Raw genomic sequence first — 23390 nt, 5'->3', positions numbered from 1 at the left:
CCGGCAGCGGGAACAGCCGGGAATATCAGCAGTCCGATACGCGAACCACGATCAGGGTCAGTCACCGACCAGCAGGGAGTGCAGACGTGCGGCCGGTAGGCAGCAAGTACCTGCTTGAGCAGCCGCTCGGGCGCGGAGCCACAGGCACCGTCTGGCGGGCCCGCCAGCGGGAGACCGCAGGAGCCGAGGCGGCCGTCGCGGGCCACGCCGGCGAGACCGTCGCCATCAAGGTCCTCAAAGAGGAGCTGGCGAACGACGCGGACGTGGTGATGCGCTTCCTGCGCGAACGCTCCGTACTCCTGCGGCTGACCCACCCCAACATCGTGCGCACCCGCGACCTCGTCGTCGAGGGCGATCTCCTCGCCCTCGTCATGGACCTGATCGACGGGCCCGACCTGCACCGCTACCTCCGTGACAACGGGCCCTTCACGCCCGTCGCCGCCTCTTTGCTGACGGCGCAGATCGCCGACGCCCTCGCCGCGAGCCACGCGGACGGCGTCGTCCACCGCGACCTCAAGCCCGCGAACGTACTGCTCGACGAGCGCGACGGCGCGATGCACCCGATGCTCACCGACTTCGGCATCGCCCGCCTCGCGGACTCCCCGGGCCTCACCCGCACCCACGAGTTCGTCGGTACGCCGGCCTACGTCGCGCCGGAGTCCGCCGAGGGCCGCCCGCAGACCTCCGCCGTCGACATCTACGGCGCGGGCATCCTGATGTACGAACTGGTCACCGGCAGGCCCCCGTTCGCCGGCGGCACCGCGCTCGAGGTGCTGCACCGGCACCTCAGCGAGGAGCCGCGCCGCCCCACGACCGTCCCCGAACCTCTGTGGACGGTCATCGAGCGCTGCCTGCGCAAGGAGCCCGACGAGCGGCCCAGCGCCGAGAACCTGGCCCGCGCGCTGCGCACCGTGGCCGCCGGAATCGGCGTGCACTCCACGGCCGCGCAGGTCGAGGCGGCCATGGGCGTCGGCGCACTGCTCGCGCCCGACCCGGCACCGGCGCCCGTGCCGGACACCGGCTCGACGAACGAGGCCGACCCGACACAGGTGCTGCCGAGCAACGCGGGATCGTACGACCCCAACGGGGCGACGAGCGTGCTGCCCTCCACGGGCGCGGGGAACGGGCCGCGCGGTGCCGCCGACCCGACCGCCGTCATGCCGCCGGTGCCGCCGCACCCGGCAGGCGCGCCCGCCGGTTCGCCCTCCGGGGCCGGGCCCGAGGACCCGCACCCCTGGCAGAACCAGCTGCGCGCGGCCCGCGACCGCAACGAGCAGACCTCCGTGCAGTATCTGGACCCGAGCCAGGACCCGCTGCGCCGCCGCCCACAGCGCCAGCAGCAGCGCGGGCAGCAGCCCCAGACGCCGCCGCAGCACCAACAGAACCAGCAGTACCAGCAGAATCAGCAGCAGTACCAGCCGCAGCAGCAGCGTCCGCCCCAGCGGCAGCAGCGCCAGCAGCCGCCGCAGCAGAACTACGCCCCTCAGCACCATCAGCCCCAGGCGCCGCCCCCGCAGCAGCAGTACGCGCCCCAGCCCCAGCAGCCCCAGGCGCCCGCCCCGCGCGAGCCCCGGCCGCCGAGGGAGCCGCGCCGTCGCAGCGCCAACCCGATGCGGATTCCCGGCCTCGGCTGTCTCAAGGGCTGTCTGTTCACGCTCGTCCTGCTGTTCGTCGCGTCCTGGCTGGTCTGGGAGCTGACCGGGCTCAAGGAGGCGGTCGGCGCCACGAAGGGCTTCTTCGACCAGATCGGCGCCATGTTCACCAGCGTCAAGGACTTCTTCGAGAACCTGGGCAGCGGCTCCAAGCCGTAGCCGGGGCACGGGGCTCTGGACACGGGGCGCCGGGAACAGGGCGCCGGGAACAGGGCTCCGGGCACTCAGTGAAGAGACATGTCGACTTCCGGGGGTGGATTTCGCCCCCGGAGTGCGGAATGACGCCGTTCAGGGGCCATCCTGGGCACTCAACGCCTCGTCGGCGGCGTACTTTGAGGGCCGACGCCAGCCGCTGAGGGAGCAGTCTTGGCACGGAAAATCGGCAGCCGGTACACCGCCCACCAGATCCTCGGGCGCGGCAGCGCGGGCACGGTATGGCTCGGCGAGGGCCCCGAGGGGCCCGTCGCCATCAAGATGCTGCGCGAGGACCTGGCCTCCGACCAGGAACTCGTCGGCCGCTTCGTCCAGGAGCGCACCGCGCTCCTCAAGCTCGACCACCCGCACGTCGTCGCGGTGCGCGACCTCGTCGTCGACGGCAACGATCTCGCGCTCGTCATGGACCTCGTACGCGGCACCGACCTGCGCACCCGCCTCGACCGTGAACGCAGACTCGCCCCCGAGGCGGCGGTCGCCATCGCCATCGACATCGCCGACGGTCTCGCCGCCGCGCACGCGGCCCAGATCGTGCACCGCGACGTCAAGCCGGAGAACGTCCTGCTCGACATGCAGGGCCCGCTCGGCCCCGGCGGCTCGCACCCCGCGCTGCTCACCGACTTCGGCGTCGCCAAACTGATCGACACCCCGCGCCGCACCAAGGCCACGAAGATCATCGGTACGCCGGACTACCTGGCCCCCGAGATCGTCGAGGGCCTGCCGCCGCGCGCGGCCGTGGACATCTACGCGCTGGCGACCGTCCTGTACGAACTGCTCGCGGGCTTCACGCCGTTCGGCGGGGGACACCCGGGCGCGGTACTGCGCCGGCACGTGACCGAGACGGTCGTTCCGCTTCCGGGGATTCCGGAGGAGCTGTGGCAGCTCATAGTGCAGTGCCTCGCGAAGGCGCCGGCCTCGCGGCTGCGGGCGTCGGAGCTGGCGGCGGGACTGCGCGAGCAGCTGCCGCTACTGGTGGGAATGCCACCGCTGGACGTGGACGAGCCGGACTCGGAGCCGCAGGATCCCACGGAATCGGTGGCGTACGAGGGTGCGGCCGGGGGCCGGGAAGAGGACCCGCAGCCGCGCCGGGGAGCGGTTCCGCTTGTGCCCGGCACCACGCTCGACTCGTCCAACAGGGACACCCACACATCGATGCGGGTACCGGCGCCGGACGAGCTGGCGGGCGGCCCGCTGGGCACGGCACGGGTGCCGCGGACGGCAGGGGACCGGCGGCCGGGGTCGGCGCGGCACCGGTCGGAGGTGCGGAAGCGGCGGCTGATCATGACGACGGTGGGAGTGGCGCTGCTGGCGGCGGTGGGCGTGGGCGGCTGGCTCGCCGTCTCCTCGGCGGACGAGGAACAGGGGCCTGGGCCGGTGCCGGGGACAAGTCAGCCGGGGCCTGCACAGCCGTAGCGGGCTGCTTTGCGCGGGGCGGGCCGCTGTGCGCGGTGCGGGTTGGTGGGTGGCTGGGGTTGCCTGCGGCGCGGCCCCTCCCCGCCCCTTCCCGAAACTGCTGGCCGCAGGGCTGGGGCAGTACGGCCGGCGCCGGTGGGGGTTGGCGTTCCGGGCTGCGCCCGGTGCACGGCTGCGCCGCGCGTCCTCAAGCGCCGGACGGGCTGGAGGTGTCCGGGGCGGAAGGAAAGGGCGCCCGGACCGGCTCCCACCCCGTACCGGTTACGCTGGTGCGGTGGCAGTCGTCGATGTATCCGAAGAGCTGAAGTCCCTCTCCTCGACCATGGGGTCGATCGAGGCCGTCCTGGACCTCGAGAAGATGAGGGCCGACATCGTTGTGCTCGAGGAGCAGGCAGCGGCGCCGTCCCTGTGGGACGACCCCGATGCCGCCCAGAAGATCACCAGCAAGCTCTCGCACCTCCAGGCCGAGCTGCGCAAGACCGAGGCGCTGCGCGGCCGGATCGACGACGTCGCGGTGATGTTCGAGCTGGCCGCCGACGAGGACGACGCCGACGCCCTCGCCGAGGCCGAGTCCGAGCTCGTCTCCGTACGCAAGGCGCTGGACGAGATGGAGGTCCGTACCCTCCTCTCCGGCGAGTACGACGAGCGCGAGGCCCTCGTCAACATCCGCGCGGAAGCGGGCGGCGTCGACGCCTCCGACTTCGCCGAGCGCCTCCAGCGCATGTACCTGCGCTGGGCCGAGCGGCACAACTACTCCACCGAGGTCTACGAGACGTCGTACGCCGAAGAGGCCGGCATCAAGTCGACCACCTTCGTCGTCAAGGCTCCGTACGCCTACGGCACGCTGTCGGTCGAGCAGGGCACGCACCGGCTGGTGCGCATCTCGCCGTTCGACAACCAGGGGCGCCGGCAGACCTCCTTCGCGGGCGTCGAGGTCCTCCCGGTCGTCGAGAAGACCGACCACGTCGAGATCGACGAGTCGGAGCTGCGCGTGGACGTCTACCGCGCGTCGGGGCCGGGCGGCCAGGGCGTCAACACGACCGACTCGGCGGTGCGCCTGACGCATATCCCGACCGGCATCGTCGTCTCCTGCCAGAACGAGCGCTCCCAGATCCAGAACAAGGCGAGCGCCATGAACGTCCTCCAGGCGAAGCTGCTGGAGCGCCGCCGCCAGGAGGAGCAGGCGCTCATGGACTCCCTCAAGGGCGACGGCGGCAACTCCTGGGGCAACCAGATGCGTTCGTACGTCCTGCACCCGTACCAGATGGTCAAGGACCTCCGTACGGAGTTCGAGGTCGGCAACCCGCAGGGCGTCCTCGACGGCGAGATCGACGGCTTCCTGGAGGCCGGCATCCGCTGGCGCAAGCAGCAGGAGAAGTAGCAGCAGGAGAAGTAGAAAGCGCCGGGACCCCCACGGGTTCCGGCGCTTTCGCGTACCCGGCGCAGGGCCGGGCTTGTTAGAAAGCTGTGGACATTGGGCGGGCAAGTGATCACAAACCCGTCATCCCGCCCGGAACGTCCTTGACGTAATTCTTAGGGCTGGGGGAGTGTAGCGGGCAGCATGCGTATGTCTGGGGCGGGTGTGAACGGGGGCAAGCGGGCGGCCTCTTGAGAGGCAGTCCCGTGAACTGACATCCCCGCCGCGGCCGTTGCCCCTGCATAGCTGCTCCATCGACGCGTATTTCCGAAGCGTATTTCGAAGAGCCAGCAAGCCACTGAGTGGCAGCTACTGGGGGTAGCAATCAGATGACCAACAAGATGCGGGTTCGCGTCGCGCGGATAGCCGCCGGCGCGGTGATCGCCGCAGGCGCGTCGCTGACCGCAGCAGGCGTCGCCCAGGCCGTCGGTACCGACGCGGGCGCGAAGATCGACCTTGGTGCCGTACAGGTCGACGCCGGAATCGACGTGGCGGACGGCGGTGACGACGAGACCACGGGCGGCCAGAACGGCGGTGCGACCGGAGGCAACGGCGGCGCCACCGACGGAGGCACCGCCTCGGGCGGCGAGATCGGCGGCGCGGACACCGGCGGCGACATCGGCGGCGCGGACACGGGCGGTGCGACCACGGGCGGTGCGACGACCGGCGGCGCGACCACTGGCGGTGCGACGACTGGCGGTGCGACGACGGGTGGTGCGACCACGGGTGGTGCGACCACGGGTGGCGCGACGACCGGTGGCGCGACCACGGGTGGCGCGACGACTGGCGGTGCGACGACCGGTGGCGCGACCACGGGCGGTGCGACCACGGGCGGTGCGACGACCGGTGGTGCGACCACGGGCGGTGCGACGACCGGTGGCGCGACCACGGGCGGTGCGACGACCGGCGGTGCGACCACTGGCGGTGCGACGACCGGTGGTGCCACCACGGGAGGCGCGACGACCGGCGGTGCGACGACCGGCGGTGCCACCACGGGCGGTGCCACGACTGGCGGTGCCACTACGGGCGGCCAGACCGACCCGACGAAGCCGCCCACCAGCGACCCGACGGCTCCCGGCAACACCGGCGGCAACGACAACACCGGCCAGACCGGTGGCGCCGGTGACAACACCGACGTCGACAGCGTCGCCAACCGTCCCGTCGAGCAGGCCAAGCCGAAGGACGAGCTGGCCGCGACCGGTGCGGGCGACACCACGCTCCTGCTGGCCGGCGCCGCGACGATGATCGCGGGCGGCGTCGCCTTCCGCTTCCTGCCGCGGCTGAGCGGCCGCGGCGGCAACGCAGCCTGATCCGCAGCCACAGCGGCAGGCAGTCACCGCGACAGAGCGCAGGCAGTCACTGCGACAGTGCTTAGGCAGCCACAGCGGCAGAGAGGGGCCCGGGGCGCACACCAGCGCCCCGGGCCCCTCTTCGTACGTATCGAACCGCTACGCGGCCTGGTGGGCCACCAGTGCCATCGCCGTCACCAGTATCAGCAGCAGCGCGATCAGCGCCGCCGGGCTGAGCTGGGAGAACGGGTTCTCCTGCTGCTCCAGGCGCTGCCTTATCGCCCGGCACGTCGGGCAGCGGCCCTCGGCCACCGGCCCCGCGCAGTTCGCGCACACCAACCGGTCATAGGTCATGCGCTCTCCTTCTCCGGTCACCGGCTGCACACTCCGAGCAACGCCCTCGACACTTCGCGTTCTCTCCCTACAACGCCCGGGGAAACGCATCCGTTCCCCTCCACTGTGCCAGCTGGCCGTCCGATCGGCGCGGCCCGAGTGCGCCGGCCACCCGCAGGCGCACGGCAAACCGGAGCAAACCCCTCATCGCAGGGAAGCAGCCTGCGGGCGTACGGCCGGGTCGCGTATGGTCACGCACACCTACTCCCGGCGACCGTGGTGCACCTGTGATCCGATTCGACAACGTGTCCAAGTCCTACCCGAAGCAGAACCGGCCCGCCCTGCGGGACGTCTCCCTGGAGGTCGAGAAGGGCGAGTTCGTCTTCCTCGTCGGTTCCTCCGGCTCCGGCAAGTCCACCTTCCTGCGGCTGCTGCTGCGCGAGGAGCGCGCCAGCCAGGGTCAGGTGCACGTCCTGGGCAAGGACCTCGCGCGCCTGTCCAACTTCAAGGTGCCGCAGATGCGCCGCCAGCTCGGCTGCGTCTTCCAGGACTTCCGTCTCCTCCCCAACAAGACCGTCGCCGAGAACGTCGCGTTCGCGCAGGAGGTCATCGGCAAGCCCAAGGGCGAGATCCGCAAGGCCGTCCCGCAGGTGCTCGACCTCGTCGGCCTCGGCGGCAAGGAGGACCGGATGCCCGGCGAGCTCTCCGGTGGTGAGCAGCAGCGCGTGGCCATCGCGCGGGCCTTCGTCAACCGCCCCATGCTGCTGATCGCGGACGAGCCCACCGGCAACCTCGACCCGCAGACCTCCGTCGGCATCATGAAGCTGCTGGACCGCATCAACCGCACCGGCACCACTGTGGTGATGGCGACCCACGACCAGCAGATCGTCGACCAGATGCGCAAGCGCGTCATCGAACTTGAGAAGGGCCGTCTCGTACGCGACCAGTCTCGCGGCGTCTACGGCTACCAGCACTGAAAGGACGCCGATGCGCGCCCAGTTCGTCCTGTCGGAGATCGGTGTCGGTCTCCGCCGGAATCTCACGATGACCTTTGCCGTCATCGTCTCCGTTGCTCTCTCGCTGGCCCTGTTCGGTGCCACGCTGCTGATGCGCGACCAGGTCAGCGAGATGAAGAGTTTCTGGTACGACAAGGTCAACATCTCCATCTACTTCTGCAACAAGAACGACGCCGAGACGGGCGTGCCGCAGTGCGCCAAGGGCGCCGTCACCGCCGAGCAGAAGAAGCAGGTCGAGACCGACCTGAAGAAGATGGACGTCGTGGAGAGCGTCTACTACGAGAACGCGGATCAGGCGTTCAAGCACTACAAGGAGCAGTTCGGCAACACCCCGATGGCGAACGTCATCACGCCGGACCAGATGCAGGAGTCCTTCCGCGTCAAGCTCAAGGACCCGCAGAAGTACAAGGTGGTGGCCACCGCCTTCGCGGGCCGGGCGGGGGTGCAGTCCGTCGAGGACCAACGGTCCATCCTGGACCAGCTCTTCGCCCTGATGAACAGCATGAACGTGGCGGCCCTGGGACTGATGTTCCTGATGCTGGTGATCGCGCTGATGCTGATCGTCAATACGGTGCGGGTTTCCGCGTTCAGCAGACGGCGCGAAACCGGCATCATGCGGCTGGTCGGCGCGTCCAGTTTCTACATCCAGGCGCCCTTCATCATGGAGGCCGCGGTCGCCGGTCTCATCGGCGGCGCCCTCGCCTGCACGCTGCTGGCGGTCGGCCGGTACTTCCTGATCGACCACGGTCTCGCGCTCGCGGACAAGATGGAACTGATCCAGTTCATCGGCTGGGACGCGGTCCTCACCAAGCTGCCGCTGGTCCTCGCGATCAGCCTGCTGATGCCCGCACTTGCCGCCTTCTTCGCACTGCGCAAGTACTTGAAGGTGTAGGCGCGGCCCCCACCGACAGCCCCTGCTGTGTGACAACCGCCCCACTCGAACCCCGTGTTCCCTACGGCATCCCGCCGTACGGGGCGCGGGGTTTGTCCTAGACTCGTCGCCATGCCAGACCCGGAGTTCGGTATCCGGCCCCGCGGGCTCTGCCGCGGGGCGGCCCTGACATTGGTCTTCGCGGGTGCGCTGGCCACCGTCTCGGCGACCGGTTCGTGGAGTGAAGGGGACGACGGGCTGCAGCCTCCCTCGGCCATCCGGCCCGCGGCGGCGAGCGCCGACCGCGACGCGGTGTCCCGGGCGGCGGCCGAGGCGGTCGCCGACGGCAAGTCAGGCAAGAAGGCCGCCCAGGAAGAGGTCAGCCGCAGCGGCGACCGGTGGGGCGCGGTCTACGACCCGGCGGAGTACCGGGAGTTCGCGCAGTCCCTCGACGGCGAGTACACCGGCGTCGGCCTGTGGGCCGAGCGGCGCGGCGACGGCGGGGTCCAGGTCGCCCGGGTGCAGCCAGGCAGCCCCGCCGCGAAGGCGGGCGTACGGAAGGGCGACACGCTCCGTACGGTCGACGGCCACCGGGTCGAGCGGCGGCCCGTCACGGAGGTCGTCTCCCTGCTGCGCGGCGACCGCAAAAGCGCGGAAGCGGGTACGTCCGTGACGCTCGGCCTCCAGCGCGGCACCCGCACCTGGACCGAGGAGCTGCGCAGGGCCACCCTCGCCACCGAGGCCGTCACCGTCGAGAAGCTGCCCGGCGGGGCCCTGCTGATCAAGGTCGCCGCCTTCACCAAGGGCTCGGGCGAGCGGGTACGGGACGCGGTGCGCGGGGCTCCGGCAGGCAAGGGCGTCCTGCTCGACCTGCGGGGCAACGCGGGCGGGCTGGTCGGCGAGGCCGTCACCGCCGCGTCGGCCTTCCTCGACGGCGGGCTGGTCGCCACGTACGACGACCGGGGAAGACAGCGGGCGCTGCACGCCCAGCCGGGTGGGGACACCGAGAGACCGGTGGTCGCGCTCATCGACGGCGGCACGATGAGCGCCGCCGAGCTGGCGGTGGGCGCGCTCCAGGACCGGGGCCGGGCGCTGACCGTCGGTTCGCGGACCTTCGGCAAGGGCTCGGTGCAGAAGCCGAGCCGGCTGGCGGACGGCTCGGTCGCCGAGCTGACGGTCGGCCACTACCGCACTCCCGCCGGGCACAACCTGGACGGGCGGGGCATCACCCCGGACCTCGCGGTCACCGAGAAGGCCCGGGAGCGGGCCCAGACAGTATTGAGTGGCCTTCAGGGGGGCTCGTAGTGCGAAAATGACCGCACTATGGCTAAGGAAAAGGACCCCAAGCGCAAGATCATCGCGCAGAACAAGAAGGCGCGGCACGACTACACCATCATCGACACCATCGAGTGCGGTGTGGTGCTCATGGGCACCGAGGTGAAGTCGCTCAGGCTCGGCCGGGCGTCGCTGGTGGACGGCTTCGTGCAGATCGACGGCCACGAGGCGTGGCTGCACAACATCCACGTACCGCTGTACTCGCAGGGCACCTGGACCAATCACGCGGCCAGGCGCAAGCGGAAGCTGCTGATGCACCGGGCCGAGATCGACAAGCTGGAGTCCAAGTCGGGGGAGTCGGGCCACACGATCGTGCCGCTCGCCCTCTACTTCAAGGACGGCCGGGTCAAGTGCGAGATCGCGCTCGCCAAGGGCAAGAAGGAGTACGACAAGCGGCAGACGCTCCGCGAGAAGCAGGACACCAGGGAGACGAACCGGGAGATCTCGGCGGTCAAGCGCAAGGAGCGCGGGCACCTGTAGGCCCCGCGCACCGGATGGTGAGGCCCCGCGCACCGGTCGGTCAGGCCCCGCGCATCGGTCGGTCAGGCCCCGCGCACCGGCCGGTCGGCAGGCCCGCGCGGAAATAGGTTGGCACCGTCGGACGTTGGTCACGTACGATGGGCATCGCACCCCACGTGGTGATGGGGCCAGCGACGGTGAGGGTGGCGAGAGCCGCCGGAGCCACATTGAAAAATCAACATGGGGATGATCGGTTTCGACAGCGGATGTCGAAGCAGGGGAAGCGTGTCGAGGAAGCGGCAATGATCTCGTAAACCATATGTCGCAACCAATAATCGCCAACACCAAGCGCGATTCCTTCGCCCTCGCTGCCTAAGTAGCGACTTGCGAAGTGTCAGCCCGGGGGTGATCCCGACCCGGATCCTGGCATCATCAAGGGATCTAAACTCCTAGACCCGGTCACGGGGCCTGGGAGGAAATCAAACAGTGACTGAGCCCGTCGGAGACTTGTCTGCGTGATCTCCGGGGCCGAGAAAATCGCAGCAGACTGCACACGGAGAAGCCCTGTTTTTGCACCGTTGGACGCGGGTTCGATTCCCGCCATCTCCACAATTCCCATGTGAGACGAAGGCCCGGCTGCTACTGCAGCCGGGCCTTCGTCGTATCTGCGCGCACCCGCTGTCCGTGCCCCGTTCCGGGTGCCCGACCCGTTGTCGTATGCGTCACGTGATGTCTTATCCGTCCTAGAGATAGGGGGTAAATGGTACGAAACGGACATGGAATGCCTCATTCCGGCAGTCGGTATGTCATTGGTCTGTGACAAGGGGCCACTCAGGAGAAGCGGTGTCACCCGCGTGCGTTACATTCATCCTCCGGGTGCAGTGTGATAGGGACGCTTGATCGGGTGGGGGCCCGGATCAATGGCGGTGTTCTGCTGGTCGCGCGCGCCCACCGATGAATCAGTCAGTGGGGGATGTGCGGACAGCTATGGACAACATGAAAAAGGGTGCCCAGACCGGGCAGACCCGGCAGATACGCCAGATACGCGATGTCGACGACAGGACGATGCAGCTCGACTCCGTCGGGTCGCAGTTCGCGCGTCGCGAGCAGGCCGGCCCCGCGCTGCCCGAGCTCCCCGCGGACGGCGGCAACGGCCCGGTGTTCGTCGACGAGAGCGGCCGGCGGGGCAGGAAGTTCCGCAGACTCGGCTGGGTGCTCGGCGCGGTCTGCGCCTGCTACGCGGCGATGCTCGTCGCCTCCCTCATCGGCGGCAATTCCCTGGCCCCTGACCTCTTCCTCCCAGGCGTCAAGGCCGAGGAGAAGTCCGACAAGGTCAAGTCGGACCCCAGCCCCTCCCCGACCGTGCCCAAGCCGGACGATGTCCCGCCGGTCTCCGGCAATCGCGTCCCCGCCGGTCAGGGGCAGCAGCCCACCGGCACGGGCAAGGTCCCCGCGGGCGGCGCCAAGAAGGACGACGCCAAGAAGGACCCGAAGGCGTCGGGCAAGAAGGACCCCGTCGACCCCGGCAAGACGGCGGGCAACGCGGCAGCGGGCAACACGACCGCGGGCCAGAAGCCCCCGCCGGTCGACCCCGGCACGAATACCGGGAACGTCAACGCGGGCGACGCCGGCGGCAAGCCCCCGGTCGACCCGACCGGCGCCACCGACCCCGGCACCACGGACCCCAGCCCCACCGACCCCGGCGGCACGCCCGGTGGCACTCCCGGCGGTACCCCCGGCGGCACTCCCGGTGGCACTCCCGGCGGCGGCGGCGACCCCGCTCCGGACCCCGCGACCTCGACCCAGTAGAAGGCACGGCACGTAGATGTCCAACCCCCGCAGGCGTTCCTCGTCGGGCGCCCGCCGCTCCGCCGCGCGCAAGCGCAGCCCCAGGCGGCGCCGGCTGCCCATGCGTTACCTGTTGCCTTCGCTGGTACTCGTCGCCCTGATGGCGATGCTGATGCTGCGCGGCTACGTACACAACGAGATCCTGGCCGACCACAAGGGCGCCCGCGAACCCGTCGACCAGTCCACGGTGCCGCAGGAGATCCTCAAGGGCGGCCCGGTCATCGACGCCCGGGACCCGGAGAAGCCCAAGGCCCAGCACGTACGGGACAAGCACGTCGTCATCACCTTCGACGACGGCCCCGACCCCGAGTGGACCCCGAAGGTGCTGGACAAGCTGAAGGAGTACGGCGCACACGGCGTCTTCTTCGTCGTCGGCTCCAACGCCACCCGCTACCCGGAACTCGTCAAGCGCATCGTGGACGAGGGGCACGAGCTGGGGCTGCACACCTGGAACCACCCCGACCTCTCGTTCAAGACGAAGGACGGCATCGACCGGCAGTTCTCGCAGAACCAGCTCGCGATAGCCGGCGCGGCCGGGGTGCACACCTCGCTGTTCCGGCCGCCGTACTCCTCCTTCTCGTACGCCTTCGACGACGCCAGCTGGCCGGTCGCCAAGCACGTCGGGGAGCTCGGCTACCTCACGGTCGTCAACGACACCGACTCCGAGGACTGGAAGGAGGGGCACAGCGTCCAGGAGATCATCAAGCGCGCGACGCCCAAGACCACCAAGGGCACCGTCGTCCTGATGCACGACTCGGGCGGTGACCGCTCGCGGACCCTGAAGGCGCTGGACCAGTTCCTGCCGGACATGCAGAAGCGCGGCTTCAAGTTCACCACCCTCACCGAGGGGCTCGGGGCCCCCTCCGCGCACACCCCGGTGACGGGCCCCGAGCTGTGGAAGTCGAAGACCTTCCTGGCCGCGATCACCGTCTCCGACGCCATCACCGACGCCCTGACCTGGGGTCTCGCGATCGTCGGCTCCCTGGTCATCGCCCGCTTCGGGCTGATGCTGATCCTTTCCTTCGCGCACGCCCGCAAGGTCCGCAGACGCGGTTTCCGCTGGGGGCCTGAGGTCACCCGGCCGGTCACCGTGCTGGTCCCCGCGTACAACGAGCGCGAGTGCATCGCCAACACCGTGCGCTCACTGATGTCCAGCGACCATCCGATCGAGGTCATCGTCATCGACGACGGCTCGAACGACGGCACCGCCGACATCGTCGAGCAGATGCGGCTGCCCAATGTCCGTGTCGTACGCCAGCAGAACTCGGGCAAGCCCGCCGCGCTGAACAACGGCATCCGGCACGCCCGTTACGACATCATCGTGATGATGGACGGCGACACCGTCTTCGAGCCGTCCACCGTGCGTGAGCTGGTCCAGCCGTTCGGCGACCCGCGCGTCGGCGCGGTCGCGGGCAACGCCAAGGTCGGCAACCGCGACTCCCTGATCGGCGCCTGGCAGCACATCGAGTACGTGATGGGCTTCAACCTGGACCGCCGGCTGTACGACATGCTCGGCATCATGCCGACCATCCCCGGCGCGATCGGCGCGTTCCGCGCGGACGCGCTGCACCGGGTCGGCGGCATGAGCGAGGACACCCTCGCCGAGGACACCGACATCACCATGGCGTTCCACCGCGACGGCTGGAAGGTCGTCTACGCGGAGGACGCACGCGCCTGGACCGAGGCGCCGGAGTCCGTGCAGCAGCTGTGGTCGCAGCGCTACCGCTGGTCGTACGGCACCATGCAGGCGATCTGGAAGCACCGCCGCGCGTTCATCGAGCGCGGTCCCTCGGGCCGCTTCGGCCGCATCGGCCTGCCGATCGTCTCGCTCTTCATGATCGTCTTCCCGCTGCTCGCCCCGCTGATCGACATCTTCCTGATCTACGGCCTGGTCTTCGGCCCGACGGGCAAGACCGTCATCGCGTGGATCGGTGTGCTGATGCTCCAAGTGGTCTGCGCGGCCTACGCGTTCAGGCTGGACAAGGAGAAGATGACGCATCTGATCTCCTTCCCGCTCCAGCAGATCCTGTACCGCCAGATCATGTACGTCGTCCTGCTCCAGTCCTGGATCACCGCCCTCACCGGCGGCCGGCTGCGCTGGCAGAAGCTGCGCCGGACCGGTGTGGTCGAGGCGCCGGGGGCCCTGCCGGGCCAGCGGCGCGAAGAGGAGAGGTGGCCGGTCGGATGAGCCACGGTTATCCGGGCGCGAACGGCAACGGTCTTCCCGACGACGCGGAGTACGACGCGGACGGCTTCCCGCGACAGTTGGGCGGCCGTCAGGCGCCGCCGCCCCCGCCCGAGCAGGGCGGCGGCGGGTGGCCGACGGTGCGCAACAACCCTGGACCGTCCATGTACGGCCAGGGGCAGGGTCAGGGGCAGCAGGGCGGCTACCCCCAGGCCCAGGCGTACCCCCAGGGCGGGAACCAGCCGCAGCAGCCGCAGGTTGGTGGCTGGCCGCAGCAGGTGAACAACCGTCGCCCGCAGGGCGGTTACCCGCAGCAGGGCGGCTACGCCCCGCAGGCGGCTTCCGCACGCCCGGACGCCGGTTACGCGCAACCGTCGTACGCGGAATCGGGCTACGCGGAACCGGGCTACGCGGAGAGCGCCACCACGGCGTTCCCGCCCCACCCCGGTCAGGGTGGCCAGGGCGGCCAGGCCGGCCAGCAGGAGGAGACTCCCGCGTTCGCACGGGCCGCGGTCGGTGCGCAGACCCGGCAGCAGCCGGCCTGGGGCCGTGGCCCCGAGGCAGGCGGCGCGGTGGACGACCCGTACGGGCCGAGTACTTCGGCCTGGCCGGAGGCGGCAGAACCGGCTCTGGCAGCGGAAGCGGATTCCGGTGCTCCGGGAGTCGGCGCTCCGGAGAAGGACGCCCCCGAGGCGGCCCCGAAGAAGCCAGGCCGCGACCGCTACCTCGACCTGCTGCGCTCCGTCGCGCTCGTCCGCGTGGTGCTCTTCCACGTCTACAACCAGGCGTGGATGACCATCGTCTTCCCGTCCATGGGCGTGATGTTCGCGCTGGCCGGTTCGCTGATGGCGCGCTCGCTCGGCGGCAGGCCCGGCCTCACCGTCATCAAGAGCCGGGTACGGCGACTGATGGTGCCGGTGTGGCTGTTCGCGATCGTCACGCTCGCGCTGGTCTTCAACGGCGGCTGGAAGCCCTCCGTCGGCGAGGACGGCGATTCCATCATCTGGTGGTGGATCAAGCTCGCCTGGTGGTTCGTGCCGGTGGGCGCGCCGACGGGACCGGCCGAGGTCGGCTCCGACGGCGGTCTGCTGGGCCTCGGCTGGGCGGAGCAGACCTCGGGTCCGCTCTGGTACATCCGTGCGTACCTGTGGTTCGTGGTGCTGTCGCCGCTGATGCTCAAGGCGTTCAAGAAGCTGCCGTGGGTGACGATGCTGGCGCCGCTCGGCCTCTCCCTCGTCATCGGTCTGGAACTGGTCGACATCCCCGGCGAGACCGGCAATGCGATCAAGGACTTCTCGACCTTCGCCTCCTGCTGGATCCTCGGCTTCGCCCACAACGAGGGCACGCTGAAGAAGCTCAAGGCCTACATGATCCCGTCGTTCGCGGCGGTCCTGATGGTCCTGGGATTGTGGTGGGCGGGGACGCACCCCGGTGAAGTGCCCTGGAACTTCGACGAGATCGCGGTGGCCAACGCCCTGTGGTCGCTCGGCTTCTGCGCGATCCTGCTGCACTACTCGCCGTCCTGGCAGGAACTCCCGGACAAGCTCAAGGGGTTCGACACCCCCATCACCCTGGCCAACAACCGGGCCGTGACGATCTACCTCTGGCACGAGATGGCGATCATGCTCGCCATCCCGGTCATCGACCGGATGTGGGAGCTTCCGTTCGGGATCAGCGAGTTGATCAGCCCGTATCTCGGGAATCTCTACCAGGTGCTGATGTTCGTCCTCGCGTGGCCGCTGATCGCGGTGGCGATCGCCTCGTTCGGCTGGGCGGAGGACGTCGCGGCGAAACGGAAGCCGAGGCTCTGGCCGAACGGTGCGAAGAAGAAACAGAAGCAGTAGCTGCCCGTGCCTCCTGGGGCCTCCTGCGGCCGCCTGCGCCCGTCCGTCCCCTTCCGGGGGCGGGCGGGCGTTCGCGTGTCCGGGCGCCTGTGCTCGTACGGTACGGAGATGATCTCCGACGGCATTGAACTGCGCCCCGCGGCCCTGACCGACGCCGATGCGCTGGCGGCGGCGTACCGGCGCAACCGAGAGCATCTGCGGCCCTGGGAGCCGCGCAGGCCCGAGTCGTTCTTCACGGCGGAGGGCCAGGCGGAACGGCTCGGGGCCCTGTGCGCGGACCGGGACGCGGGGCGGGCGGTGGCGTGGGTGCTGGCGGACGGCGAGCAGGTGATCGGCACGTTCAACCTGACGAACGTCGTGCTCGGCCCGTTCCGCAGCGCGAGCCTGGGCTACTGGGTCGACGTGTCGTACGTGGGCCGGGGACTCGCCACCGCTGCCGTACGGCGGGTCTGCGAGGCGGCGCGGGACGAGACGGGGCTGCACCGGGTGGAGGCGGCGACGATGCTCGCGAACACGGGATCGCAGCGGGTGCTGGCGAAGTGCGGATTCGAGGAGATCGGGGTGGCGGGGCGCTATCTCCACATCGACGGGGCTTGGCGGGACCACCGGGTCTTTCAGCGCGTGCTTTACGAGGGGGAGGGGGTGGGGTAGCTGGTGGCAGGCTTTTAGGGGCGCGAGGCTGTGTTGATATGCGGCTCCGCCGTGTGGGCGCGACCAGCCACGACGCACCCGTACGACGCCCATCACCAGCGCAACGCACCCGCATTGGTCCAAGGCAAGGACCCGGTACCGGGGGTTCCGGTGCGGGGCGGTGGCAGGCACTCTGAAGGCAGCGGTAGCTGGAAAAGAGGCGGCGACCACCGGCGGTCCCGGAGGACATCGGCATGGGCTCGGGCGACGTGGGCAGCACAGGCACAGGTGCGAGTACAGGTATAGGTACGGGTACGGGCTCTCCGTCCTGGTGGTTCGACTCCGGGCGGGTCTGCCTCGACCTCCTCGCGACCCGTGTGAAAGGTGAGGAACTGCTGTGCGGGCCCAGTGAGTTGGCCGCCTGGCTGCTCGGTGCCCGGCTGGTCCCCGCCGGTACCCCCCTCGATGGGATGGGCGCCGACTGGGTGCAGGCCTTCCGGCAACTCCGCGCACTCATCGGAGAGGTGGTCGAGGGTGGCTGCTCCGACGCCGCCCTCGAACCCGTCAACTCCCTTGCCGCCGGGCCTCCTCCCGCGCCGCGCGCCGTCCGCGTCCCGGACGGTTCGCTTGCGTACGTCCTCGCCTCCGAGCCCCGCTGCGAACAGCTTCTCGCCGCCGTCGCCCGGGACGCCGTCGGCCTGCTCACCGATCCCGTCGCCCGCGCCGCCCTGCGCCGCTGCGAGGGTGACAACTGCCGCCGCCTGTACCTCGATACGTCCCGCGGGCGCCGCCGCCGCTGGTGCTCCAGCGAGGTCTGCGGCAACCGGGAGCGCGTGGCCCGCCACCGCCGCCGTGCCGCCGTCGCCGCCCAGGCGTATCCGGACTGACGAAAGATCTTGCGCCCCCTTTGAGTCGGACGCACCCACCCGCCCGTACTCCAGGTCGAGGTAATCCGAGAGGGTCTCGACCGGGAGGTTCAGGTGCGCGAGGATGCCGCCGTGGCCGATGACCGTCCGCAGCGCCGGGCACGGCATCGCAGCACGGAGCGGGACATCGACTCACCTCTTCCCGAAGAGGAGTTGATGCGCTCGCTCTACCGCGAACATGCCGGTCCGCTGCTCGCCTTCGTGCTGCGTCTCGTCGCCGGTGACCGCCAGCGTGCCGAGGACGTCGTACAGGAGACGCTCATCCGTGCCTGGAAGAACGCCGGCCGGCTCAACCGGGCGACCGGCTCTGTCCGCCCCTGGCTGGTGACGGTCGCACGCAGGATCGTCATCGACAACCACCGCAGCCGGCAGGCCCGGCCGGTGGAGGTCGATCCGTCACCGCTGGAGGTCATGCCCGCGGAGGACGAGATCGACAAGGCGTTGTGGCTGATGACGCTCAGCGATGCACTCGACGACCTGACGCCCGCCCACCGGGAAGCGCTCGTCGAGACCTACTTCAAGGGACGTACGGTCGGTGAGGCGGCGGAGGTGCTCGGCGTACCCAGCGGGACCGTCAGGTCCCGGGTCTTCTACGCGCTCCGCTCGATGAAGCTGGCCCTTGAGGAACGAGGAGTGACGGCATGAGCGCACAGGAGAGGGGCAGTGCACAGGGGAACGAGTCCGTCCACGACGCCGTCGCCGCCTACTCCCTCGGCATTCTGGACGAGGCCGAGACCACCGCCTTCGAGGCGCACCTGGCCGGCTGCGACTTCTGCGCAGCCCAGCTCGACGACCTCGCCGGCCTGGAACCGATGCTGGCCGCACTCGCCGAACCACCGGGCCCGCCAAGGCAGTTGACGCCCCCCAGCCCCGTTCTCCTCGCAGGGCTTCTCGACGAGGTCGGCGCCCAGCGGGACCTGCGCGCCCGCCGCAAACGCCGCGGCCTGTACCTGGCGGCGGCCGCCGCCGCGGTGGTGATCGGCGGCTCGGGCGCGGCCGTCGTGGCGGCGGTCAACGACCGCCCGGAGCCCGTGCGGGCCCTCCCCGACCCGCATCCCACCAGCCCCGCCGAGGACGCCTTCTTCCACCACATGGAGGAGAAGCGGGAGGCCACCGACCCGGTCACCCGGGTCAGCGCGGTCGTCGGCACCGAGAAGAAGGCCTGGGGCACCCACACCGTCCTGGAGCTCAAGAACGTCAAGGGCCCCCTCAAGTGCAGCCTGATCGCCGTCTCGAAGAAGGGCGAGGAGGAGGTCGTGTCCAGCTGGACCGTCCCCAAGTGGGGGTACGGAATTGCGGACAGCCCGCAGAAGAGCGCCAAGAGCCCGCTGTACGTCCACGGGGGCGCGGCCATGGCCCGCAACGACATCGACCACTTCGAGGTCCGCACCTTCGACGGCAAACGGCTCGTGAAGGTCGACGCCTAGCGCCCCGCCCAGCGACCCACCCGGCTACGTGCCGAGCGGGTCGCCGGGCAAGTCGCCGAGCGGCCCGCCCAGCGACCCCCGGCTTATGAAAAGTCGACGCCTGACATAACGGTCCCCTTCGCGTACGGTTGACGGCTGCCCAGTGCACGTCAGAAGGGGGCCTCGGTGGCCGCGCAGGATGCCGCTGTCGATTCGGTCCGCGACCGAGAAATCGGCGTGGAACAGGATCATCTGGATCAGGTGTACCGCCGTCTTGAGGAGAAGATCCACGAGGCTGAGTTCCTGATGAACGACGCCGCTCAGCGGGGTCAGGTCGGCACGCCCGGCGCACTCGCCGAGCGCGACGCGCAGGTCTTCCGGGCGGGGGTGCACCTCAACCGTCTCAACAACGAGTTCGAGGACTTCCTCTTCGGCCGGATCGACCTGCTGCACGGCAAGGACGGCAAGAAGGGCCCGGACGGCGCGTTCACGTCGATCGAGCCCGCCGACGACGCCGTGCGCGACGATCTCACCGCCGAGATCGGCGAAACGCTCCACATCGGGCGTATCGGAGTCCTCGACTCCGACTACGCGCCGCTGGTGATCGACTGGAGGGCGCCCGCCGCCGCGCCGTTCTACCGCTCCACACCCAAGGACCCGGGCCGGGTCGTACGCCGCCGGGTCGTCCGGTCCAAGGGCCGCCAGGTCCTCGGCGTCGAGGACGACCTGATGCGGCCTGAGCTGACCGCCCACCTCGGCGGCGAGAAGCTGGCCGTGATCGGGGACGGTGCGCTGATGGCCGCCCTCGGGCAGGCCCGCAGCCACACCATGCGCGACATCGTCTCCTCCATCCAGGCGGAGCAGGACCTGGTCATCCGGGCCCCGGCCGCCTCCGTCACGGAGGTCGCGGGCGGTCCCGGCACGGGCAAGACCGCCGTCGCCCTGCACCGCGCCGCGTACCTCCTCTACCAGGACCGCCGCCGGTACGCGGGCGGCATCCTGATCGTCTCGCCGACCCCGCTGCTCGTCTCGTACACCGAAGGCGTCCTGCCCTCGCTCGGCGAGGAGGGCCAGGTGGCGATCCGTGCGCTCGGCTCGCTCGTCGACGGCGCCGAGGCGACCACGTACGACGAACCGGGCATCGCCCGCATCAAGGGCTCCTCGCGGATGCTGAAGCTGTTGCAGAAGGTGGCACGCGGGGCCCTGGAGGCCCCTGTGACCGCGGAAGTCCCGGAAGCGGAGGGGCAGCTCTCCTTCGGCGACTTCGACGACCAGGAGGACGAAGAGGCGGCGCCCGCCGTACGGACCGACCTCCTGCGCGTCGTCGTCTTCGGCTCCCGCCTGGAGCTGGAGGCCGGCGACCTCCAGCGGATCCGCAACAACGTCCTCGGCGGCACCGCCCCCGTCAACCTGCTGCGTCCGCGCGCCCGCAAGCTCCTCCTGGACGCCCTCTGGTCCAAGTCGGGCGGCCGGGGCCGGCACACCGACCCGGAGCTCGCCGCCGAGCTGCGCTCCTCCTTCGACGACGACGTGTCGTCCGAGGACTCCTTTCTGGCCTTCCTGGACGCCTGGTGGCCGGAACTCACCCCCCGCGGGGTGCTCGCCGCCATGTCCGACGAGAAGCGCCTGGCCCGGTGGGCCCGCCGCATCCTCAACCCGCGCGAGGTCCGCCAGTTGGCCCGCTCGCTGCGCCGCGACGAGCTGTCCGTGCACGACGTGGCCCTCCTCGACGAGCTCCAGCTCCTCCTGGGCACGCCCGCGAAGCCCAAGAAGAAGCGCGAGTACGACCCGCTGGACGCGCTGACCGGACTCGAAGAGCTGATGCCGCACCGCGAGGAGACCCAGTGGGAGCGCGCCGAGCGGCTGGCGGCGGAGCGCACCGAGTACGCGCACGTCATCGTCGACGAGGCACAGGACCTCACGCCGATGCAGTGGCGGATGGTCGGCAGGCGCGGCCGCACCGCGACCTGGACGATCGTCGGCGACGCCGCCCAGTCCTCCTGGACCGACCCGGAGGAGGCCGCCCAGGCGCGCGACGAGGCGCTGGGCTCGCGTCCGCGCCGTAAGTTCGAGCTGACGGTGAACTACCGCAACCCGGCGGAGATCGCCGAACTGGCCGCGAAGGTGCTGGCCCTCGCCGCGCCCGGCATGCGCTCCCCGCGCGCGGTGCGCTCGACGGGCGTAGTGCCGAGGTTCGTGCCGGGACAGGACGATCTGGAGGCTTCCGTACGGGACGAGGCGCGCCGCCTGCTGGAGCAGGTGGACGGCACCGTCGGCGTCGTCGTCGCCATGAACCGGCGTGCGCAGGCCCGGCGTTGGCTCGCCGAGCTCGGCGACCGGGTGGTCGCGCTGGGCAGCCTGGAGGCCAAGGGGCTGGAGTACGACGCGACGGTGGTGGTGTCCCCCGCGGAGATCGCGGAGGAGTCCCCGGCCGGGCTGCGGGTGCTGTACGTGGCGCTGACGCGTGCGACGCAGCAGCTCACCGTGGTGTCGGGGAAGCGGGACGCCCCTGACGCGGACGGGGTTCCGGCACTGCTGCGGGATTGATTTGGAGTCAACCCGCCACAAGGGAATCACTTCCCGGGAGCGTTTGTTAGTCTCGAATGTGACACCGGCTCGATCCAAGCCCCCGGGCCCAACCTTAGTCGCTTCGAGCGACCACTTGCCGCGAGGCGAGCATGGCGGGTCGGTGTCACTCAGTCGTTGAAGAAGAGGTCCGGAGCGCTCCCAGAGCGCTCCGGACCTCTTCGTTTTGGTGTTTCCACCGATTCGGCCTGGGGCTTCCGCCGAGACGGGTGTTTCTCGTATGGTGGAAAACTGTTTCCGAAACCGGAGCACTCATTACCCGCTACTCGCTGGTAGGTGCGACGATCGGACTGCGTCCTACGGCTTCCGGCCGGATCGGCGCAGCAATGAAGCTAGGGAAAGCAGAGGAAGTCGGCCATGGCAACGGCGCCCAGCGTCTCGTACTCGATGACGGTCCGACTGGAGGTCCCCGCGAGCGGGACATCGGTCAGCCAGCTCACTTCGGCCGTCGAAGCCTCCGGCGGCTCCGTGACCGGCCTCGACGTCACCGCATCCGGCCACGAGAGGCTGCGGATCGACGTCACGATCGCCGCTTCTTCGACGTCGCACGCCGACGAGATCGTCGAGAAGCTGCGCGGAGTCGACGGCGTCGTGCTCGGGAAGGTCTCCGACCGTACGTTCCTGATGCACCTCGGCGGCAAGATCGAGATGCGGTCGAAGCACCCCATCCGCAACCGTGACGACCTCTCGATGATCTACACGCCGGGTGTCGCCCGCGTCTGCATGGCCATCGCCGAGAACCCCGAGGACGCACGCCGCCTCACCATCAAGCGCAACACCGTCGCGGTCGTCACCGACGGCTCCGCCGTGCTGGGCCTGGGCAACATCGGCCCGATGGCGGCCATGCCGGTCATGGAGGGCAAGGCGGCACTGTTCAAGCGGTTCGCCGACATCGACGCCTGGCCGATCTGCCTCGACACGCAGGACACCGACGCCATCGTCGAGATCGTCAAGGCCATCGCCCCCGGCTTCGCGGGCATCAACCTCGAAGACATCTCCGCGCCGCGCTGCTTCGAGATCGAGGCCCGGCTGCGCGAGGCACTGGACATCCCGGTCTTCCACGACGACCAGCACGGCACCGCCATTGTGGTGCTCGCCTCACTCACGAACGCGCTGCGGGTGGTCGGCAAGTCCATCGGTGACGTACGCGTCGTCATGTCGGGTGCGGGCGCGGCCGGTACGGCGATCCTGAAGCTGCTCATCGCGGCGGGCGTCAAGCACGCCGTCGTCGCCGACATCCACGGTGTGGTGCACGCCGGCCGCGAGGACCTGGTCTCCGCCGACGCTCCCGGTGCCGGCGGCACCGCGCTGCGCTGGATCGCCGACAACACCAACCCCGAAGGGGTGACGGGCACCCTCAAGGAGGCCGTCGTCGGCGCCGACGTCTTCATCGGCGTGTCGGCCCCCAACGTCCTCAACGGGGACGACGTGGCCGCCATGGCGGAGGGCTCGATCGTCTTCGCGCTCGCGAACCCCGACCCCGAGGTCGAGCCCGCAATCGCCCGTCAGACGGCGGCAGTTGTGGCCACCGGCCGCTCGGACTTCCCGAACCAGATCAACAACGTGCTGGTCTTCCCCGGCGTCTTCCGCGGCCTCCTGGACGCGCAGTCCAGGACCGTCAACACGGAGATGATGCTGGCGGCGGCGAGCGCGCTGGCGGACGTCGTCACCGAGGACGAACTGAACCCGAACTACATCATTCCGTCGGTCTTCAACGACAAGGTCGCGGGCGCCGTCGCAGGCGCTGTCCGCACTGCTGCCAAGGCCTTGACGGCGGATCAGGCCGCGCAGGAGTGACCTTGTCTGCTCGGTTCGGCTGGGCGTGCCAGGGCACGCAACCGCGGCAGGATCCGCCGTCAAGGCTCTGGGGCGGCCGGCGCGACTGTGACGGGTCCCACGTCCGCCTGACACGCGGCGCGTCGTGGGTCGCGGCGTATCCGGGGCACCTCTAGGGTGGCGGGCAATGC

The 23390-nt window shown here is 70.1% G+C and carries 18 protein-coding genes and 1 other RNA gene; 18 read left to right on the top strand and 1 reads right to left on the bottom strand.

Going from position 1 to position 23390, the window contains the following annotated elements:
* The first annotated feature begins 86 nt into the window (after positions 1–86).
* The 4 genes from AB0D18_RS03625 (at position 87) to AB0D18_RS03610 (ending at position 6005) form a co-directional block, all read left to right on the top strand.
* A complete protein-coding gene (locus AB0D18_RS03625; RefSeq protein ID WP_362411999.1) occupies positions 87–1811 on the top strand; it encodes a serine/threonine-protein kinase in 1725 nt (574 codons plus the stop codon).
* 207 nt (positions 1812–2018) lie between these two features.
* Positions 2019–3278 (top strand): serine/threonine-protein kinase, encoded by a 1260-nt coding sequence (locus AB0D18_RS03620; RefSeq protein WP_362411996.1) that lies wholly within the window; start codon positions 2019–2021, stop codon positions 3276–3278.
* A gap of 274 nt (positions 3279–3552) precedes the next feature.
* Entirely contained in the window at positions 3553–4659 is a 1107-nt protein-coding gene (prfB, locus tag AB0D18_RS03615; protein WP_362411993.1) for a peptide chain release factor 2, read from the top strand.
* 365 nt (positions 4660–5024) lie between these two features.
* Positions 5025–6005, top strand: a complete 981-nt coding sequence (locus tag AB0D18_RS03610) for a hypothetical protein (RefSeq protein ID WP_362411990.1) — start codon at positions 5025–5027, stop codon at positions 6003–6005.
* Positions 6006–6143: 138 nt separating this feature from the next.
* Here AB0D18_RS03610 and AB0D18_RS03605 read toward each other — a convergent pair whose 3' ends face one another.
* Entirely contained in the window at positions 6144–6338 is a 195-nt protein-coding gene (locus AB0D18_RS03605; protein WP_362411987.1) for a hypothetical protein, read from the bottom strand.
* Positions 6339–6604: 266 nt separating this feature from the next.
* Between AB0D18_RS03605 and ftsE the strand changes: the two genes are divergently transcribed.
* From ftsE to AB0D18_RS03535, 14 genes are all read left to right on the top strand, one after another.
* Entirely contained in the window at positions 6605–7294 is a 690-nt protein-coding gene (ftsE, locus tag AB0D18_RS03600) for a cell division ATP-binding protein FtsE (RefSeq protein ID WP_362411984.1), read from the top strand.
* 10 nt (positions 7295–7304) lie between these two features.
* Positions 7305–8225: a permease-like cell division protein FtsX gene (ftsX, locus tag AB0D18_RS03595; protein WP_362411981.1), complete on the top strand. Its 921-nt coding sequence runs from the start codon at positions 7305–7307 to the stop codon at positions 8223–8225.
* A 111-nt stretch (positions 8226–8336) separates the two neighbouring features.
* Entirely contained in the window at positions 8337–9509 is a 1173-nt protein-coding gene (locus AB0D18_RS03590; RefSeq protein WP_362411977.1) for a S41 family peptidase, read from the top strand.
* An 18-nt stretch (positions 9510–9527) separates the two neighbouring features.
* Positions 9528–10019, top strand: coding sequence for an SsrA-binding protein SmpB (gene smpB, locus AB0D18_RS03585; RefSeq protein ID WP_362411974.1), 492 nt, complete (start codon positions 9528–9530; stop codon positions 10017–10019).
* A 221-nt stretch (positions 10020–10240) separates the two neighbouring features.
* Positions 10241–10610, top strand: a transfer-messenger RNA (tmRNA) gene (ssrA, locus tag AB0D18_RS03580).
* Positions 10611–10985: 375 nt separating this feature from the next.
* Positions 10986–11807, top strand: a complete 822-nt coding sequence (locus AB0D18_RS03575) for a hypothetical protein (RefSeq protein ID WP_362411971.1) — start codon at positions 10986–10988, stop codon at positions 11805–11807.
* A 100-nt stretch (positions 11808–11907) separates the two neighbouring features.
* Positions 11908–14034 carry a glycosyltransferase gene (locus AB0D18_RS03570; RefSeq protein WP_362412185.1) on the top strand — a complete coding sequence of 709 codons (2127 nt, stop codon included), beginning with the start codon at positions 11908–11910 and terminating at the stop codon, positions 14032–14034.
* Entirely contained in the window at positions 14031–15875 is a 1845-nt protein-coding gene (locus AB0D18_RS03565) for an acyltransferase family protein (protein ID WP_362411968.1), read from the top strand. The genes AB0D18_RS03570 and AB0D18_RS03565 overlap by 4 nt, the downstream gene beginning before the upstream one ends.
* 108 nt (positions 15876–15983) lie before the next feature.
* Positions 15984–16526: a GNAT family N-acetyltransferase gene (locus AB0D18_RS03560; protein WP_362411965.1), complete on the top strand. Its 543-nt coding sequence runs from the start codon at positions 15984–15986 to the stop codon at positions 16524–16526.
* A 233-nt stretch (positions 16527–16759) separates the two neighbouring features.
* Positions 16760–17392: an ABATE domain-containing protein gene (locus tag AB0D18_RS03555; RefSeq protein WP_362411962.1), complete on the top strand. Its 633-nt coding sequence runs from the start codon at positions 16760–16762 to the stop codon at positions 17390–17392.
* Positions 17393–17485: 93 nt separating this feature from the next.
* Positions 17486–18076, top strand: a complete 591-nt coding sequence (locus AB0D18_RS03550; protein ID WP_362411959.1) for a sigma-70 family RNA polymerase sigma factor — start codon at positions 17486–17488, stop codon at positions 18074–18076.
* Positions 18073–18858, top strand: a complete 786-nt coding sequence (locus tag AB0D18_RS03545; RefSeq protein WP_362411956.1) for a zf-HC2 domain-containing protein — start codon at positions 18073–18075, stop codon at positions 18856–18858. Before AB0D18_RS03550 ends, AB0D18_RS03545 begins: the two co-directional genes overlap by 4 nt.
* A gap of 165 nt (positions 18859–19023) precedes the next feature.
* Entirely contained in the window at positions 19024–21384 is a 2361-nt protein-coding gene (locus AB0D18_RS03540; RefSeq protein WP_362411953.1) for a UvrD-helicase domain-containing protein, read from the top strand.
* Between the two features lie 396 nt (positions 21385–21780).
* On the top strand, positions 21781–23220 hold the full coding sequence (locus AB0D18_RS03535; protein WP_362411950.1) for an NAD-dependent malic enzyme: 1440 nt from the start codon (positions 21781–21783) through the stop codon (positions 23218–23220).
* Positions 23221–23390: the final 170 nt, after the last annotated feature.

It is taken from the genome of Streptomyces sp. NPDC048442, assembly GCF_040651475.1.
Classification (GTDB): domain Bacteria; phylum Actinomycetota; class Actinomycetes; order Streptomycetales; family Streptomycetaceae; genus Streptomyces.
This window is presented reverse-complemented; position numbering and strand designations above follow the sequence as displayed.

What these genes read in the sequence shown, in the direction of transcription:
- AB0D18_RS03560 (WP_362411965.1), top strand. Translation starts at nt 15,984, where the DNA reads ATGATCTCCGACGGCATTGAACTGCGCCCCGCGGCCCTGACCGACGCC.
- AB0D18_RS03575 (WP_362411971.1), top strand. Translation starts at nt 10,986, where the DNA reads ATGGACAACATGAAAAAGGGTGCCCAGACCGGGCAGACCCGGCAGATA.
- AB0D18_RS03590 (WP_362411977.1), top strand. Translation starts at nt 8,337, where the DNA reads ATGCCAGACCCGGAGTTCGGTATCCGGCCCCGCGGGCTCTGCCGCGGG.
- AB0D18_RS03605 (WP_362411987.1), bottom strand. Translation starts at nt 6,338, where the DNA reads ATGACCTATGACCGGTTGGTGTGCGCGAACTGCGCGGGGCCGGTGGCC.
- AB0D18_RS03555 (WP_362411962.1), top strand. Translation starts at nt 16,760, where the DNA reads ATGGGCTCGGGCGACGTGGGCAGCACAGGCACAGGTGCGAGTACAGGT.
- AB0D18_RS03535 (WP_362411950.1), top strand. Translation starts at nt 21,781, where the DNA reads ATGGCAACGGCGCCCAGCGTCTCGTACTCGATGACGGTCCGACTGGAG.
- AB0D18_RS03570 (WP_362412185.1), top strand. Translation starts at nt 11,908, where the DNA reads ATGCGTTACCTGTTGCCTTCGCTGGTACTCGTCGCCCTGATGGCGATG.
- AB0D18_RS03565 (WP_362411968.1), top strand. Translation starts at nt 14,031, where the DNA reads ATGAGCCACGGTTATCCGGGCGCGAACGGCAACGGTCTTCCCGACGAC.
- ftsX (WP_362411981.1), top strand. Translation starts at nt 7,305, where the DNA reads ATGCGCGCCCAGTTCGTCCTGTCGGAGATCGGTGTCGGTCTCCGCCGG.
- AB0D18_RS03610 (WP_362411990.1), top strand. Translation starts at nt 5,025, where the DNA reads ATGACCAACAAGATGCGGGTTCGCGTCGCGCGGATAGCCGCCGGCGCG.
- AB0D18_RS03545 (WP_362411956.1), top strand. Translation starts at nt 18,073, where the DNA reads ATGAGCGCACAGGAGAGGGGCAGTGCACAGGGGAACGAGTCCGTCCAC.
- smpB (WP_362411974.1), top strand. Translation starts at nt 9,528, where the DNA reads ATGGCTAAGGAAAAGGACCCCAAGCGCAAGATCATCGCGCAGAACAAG.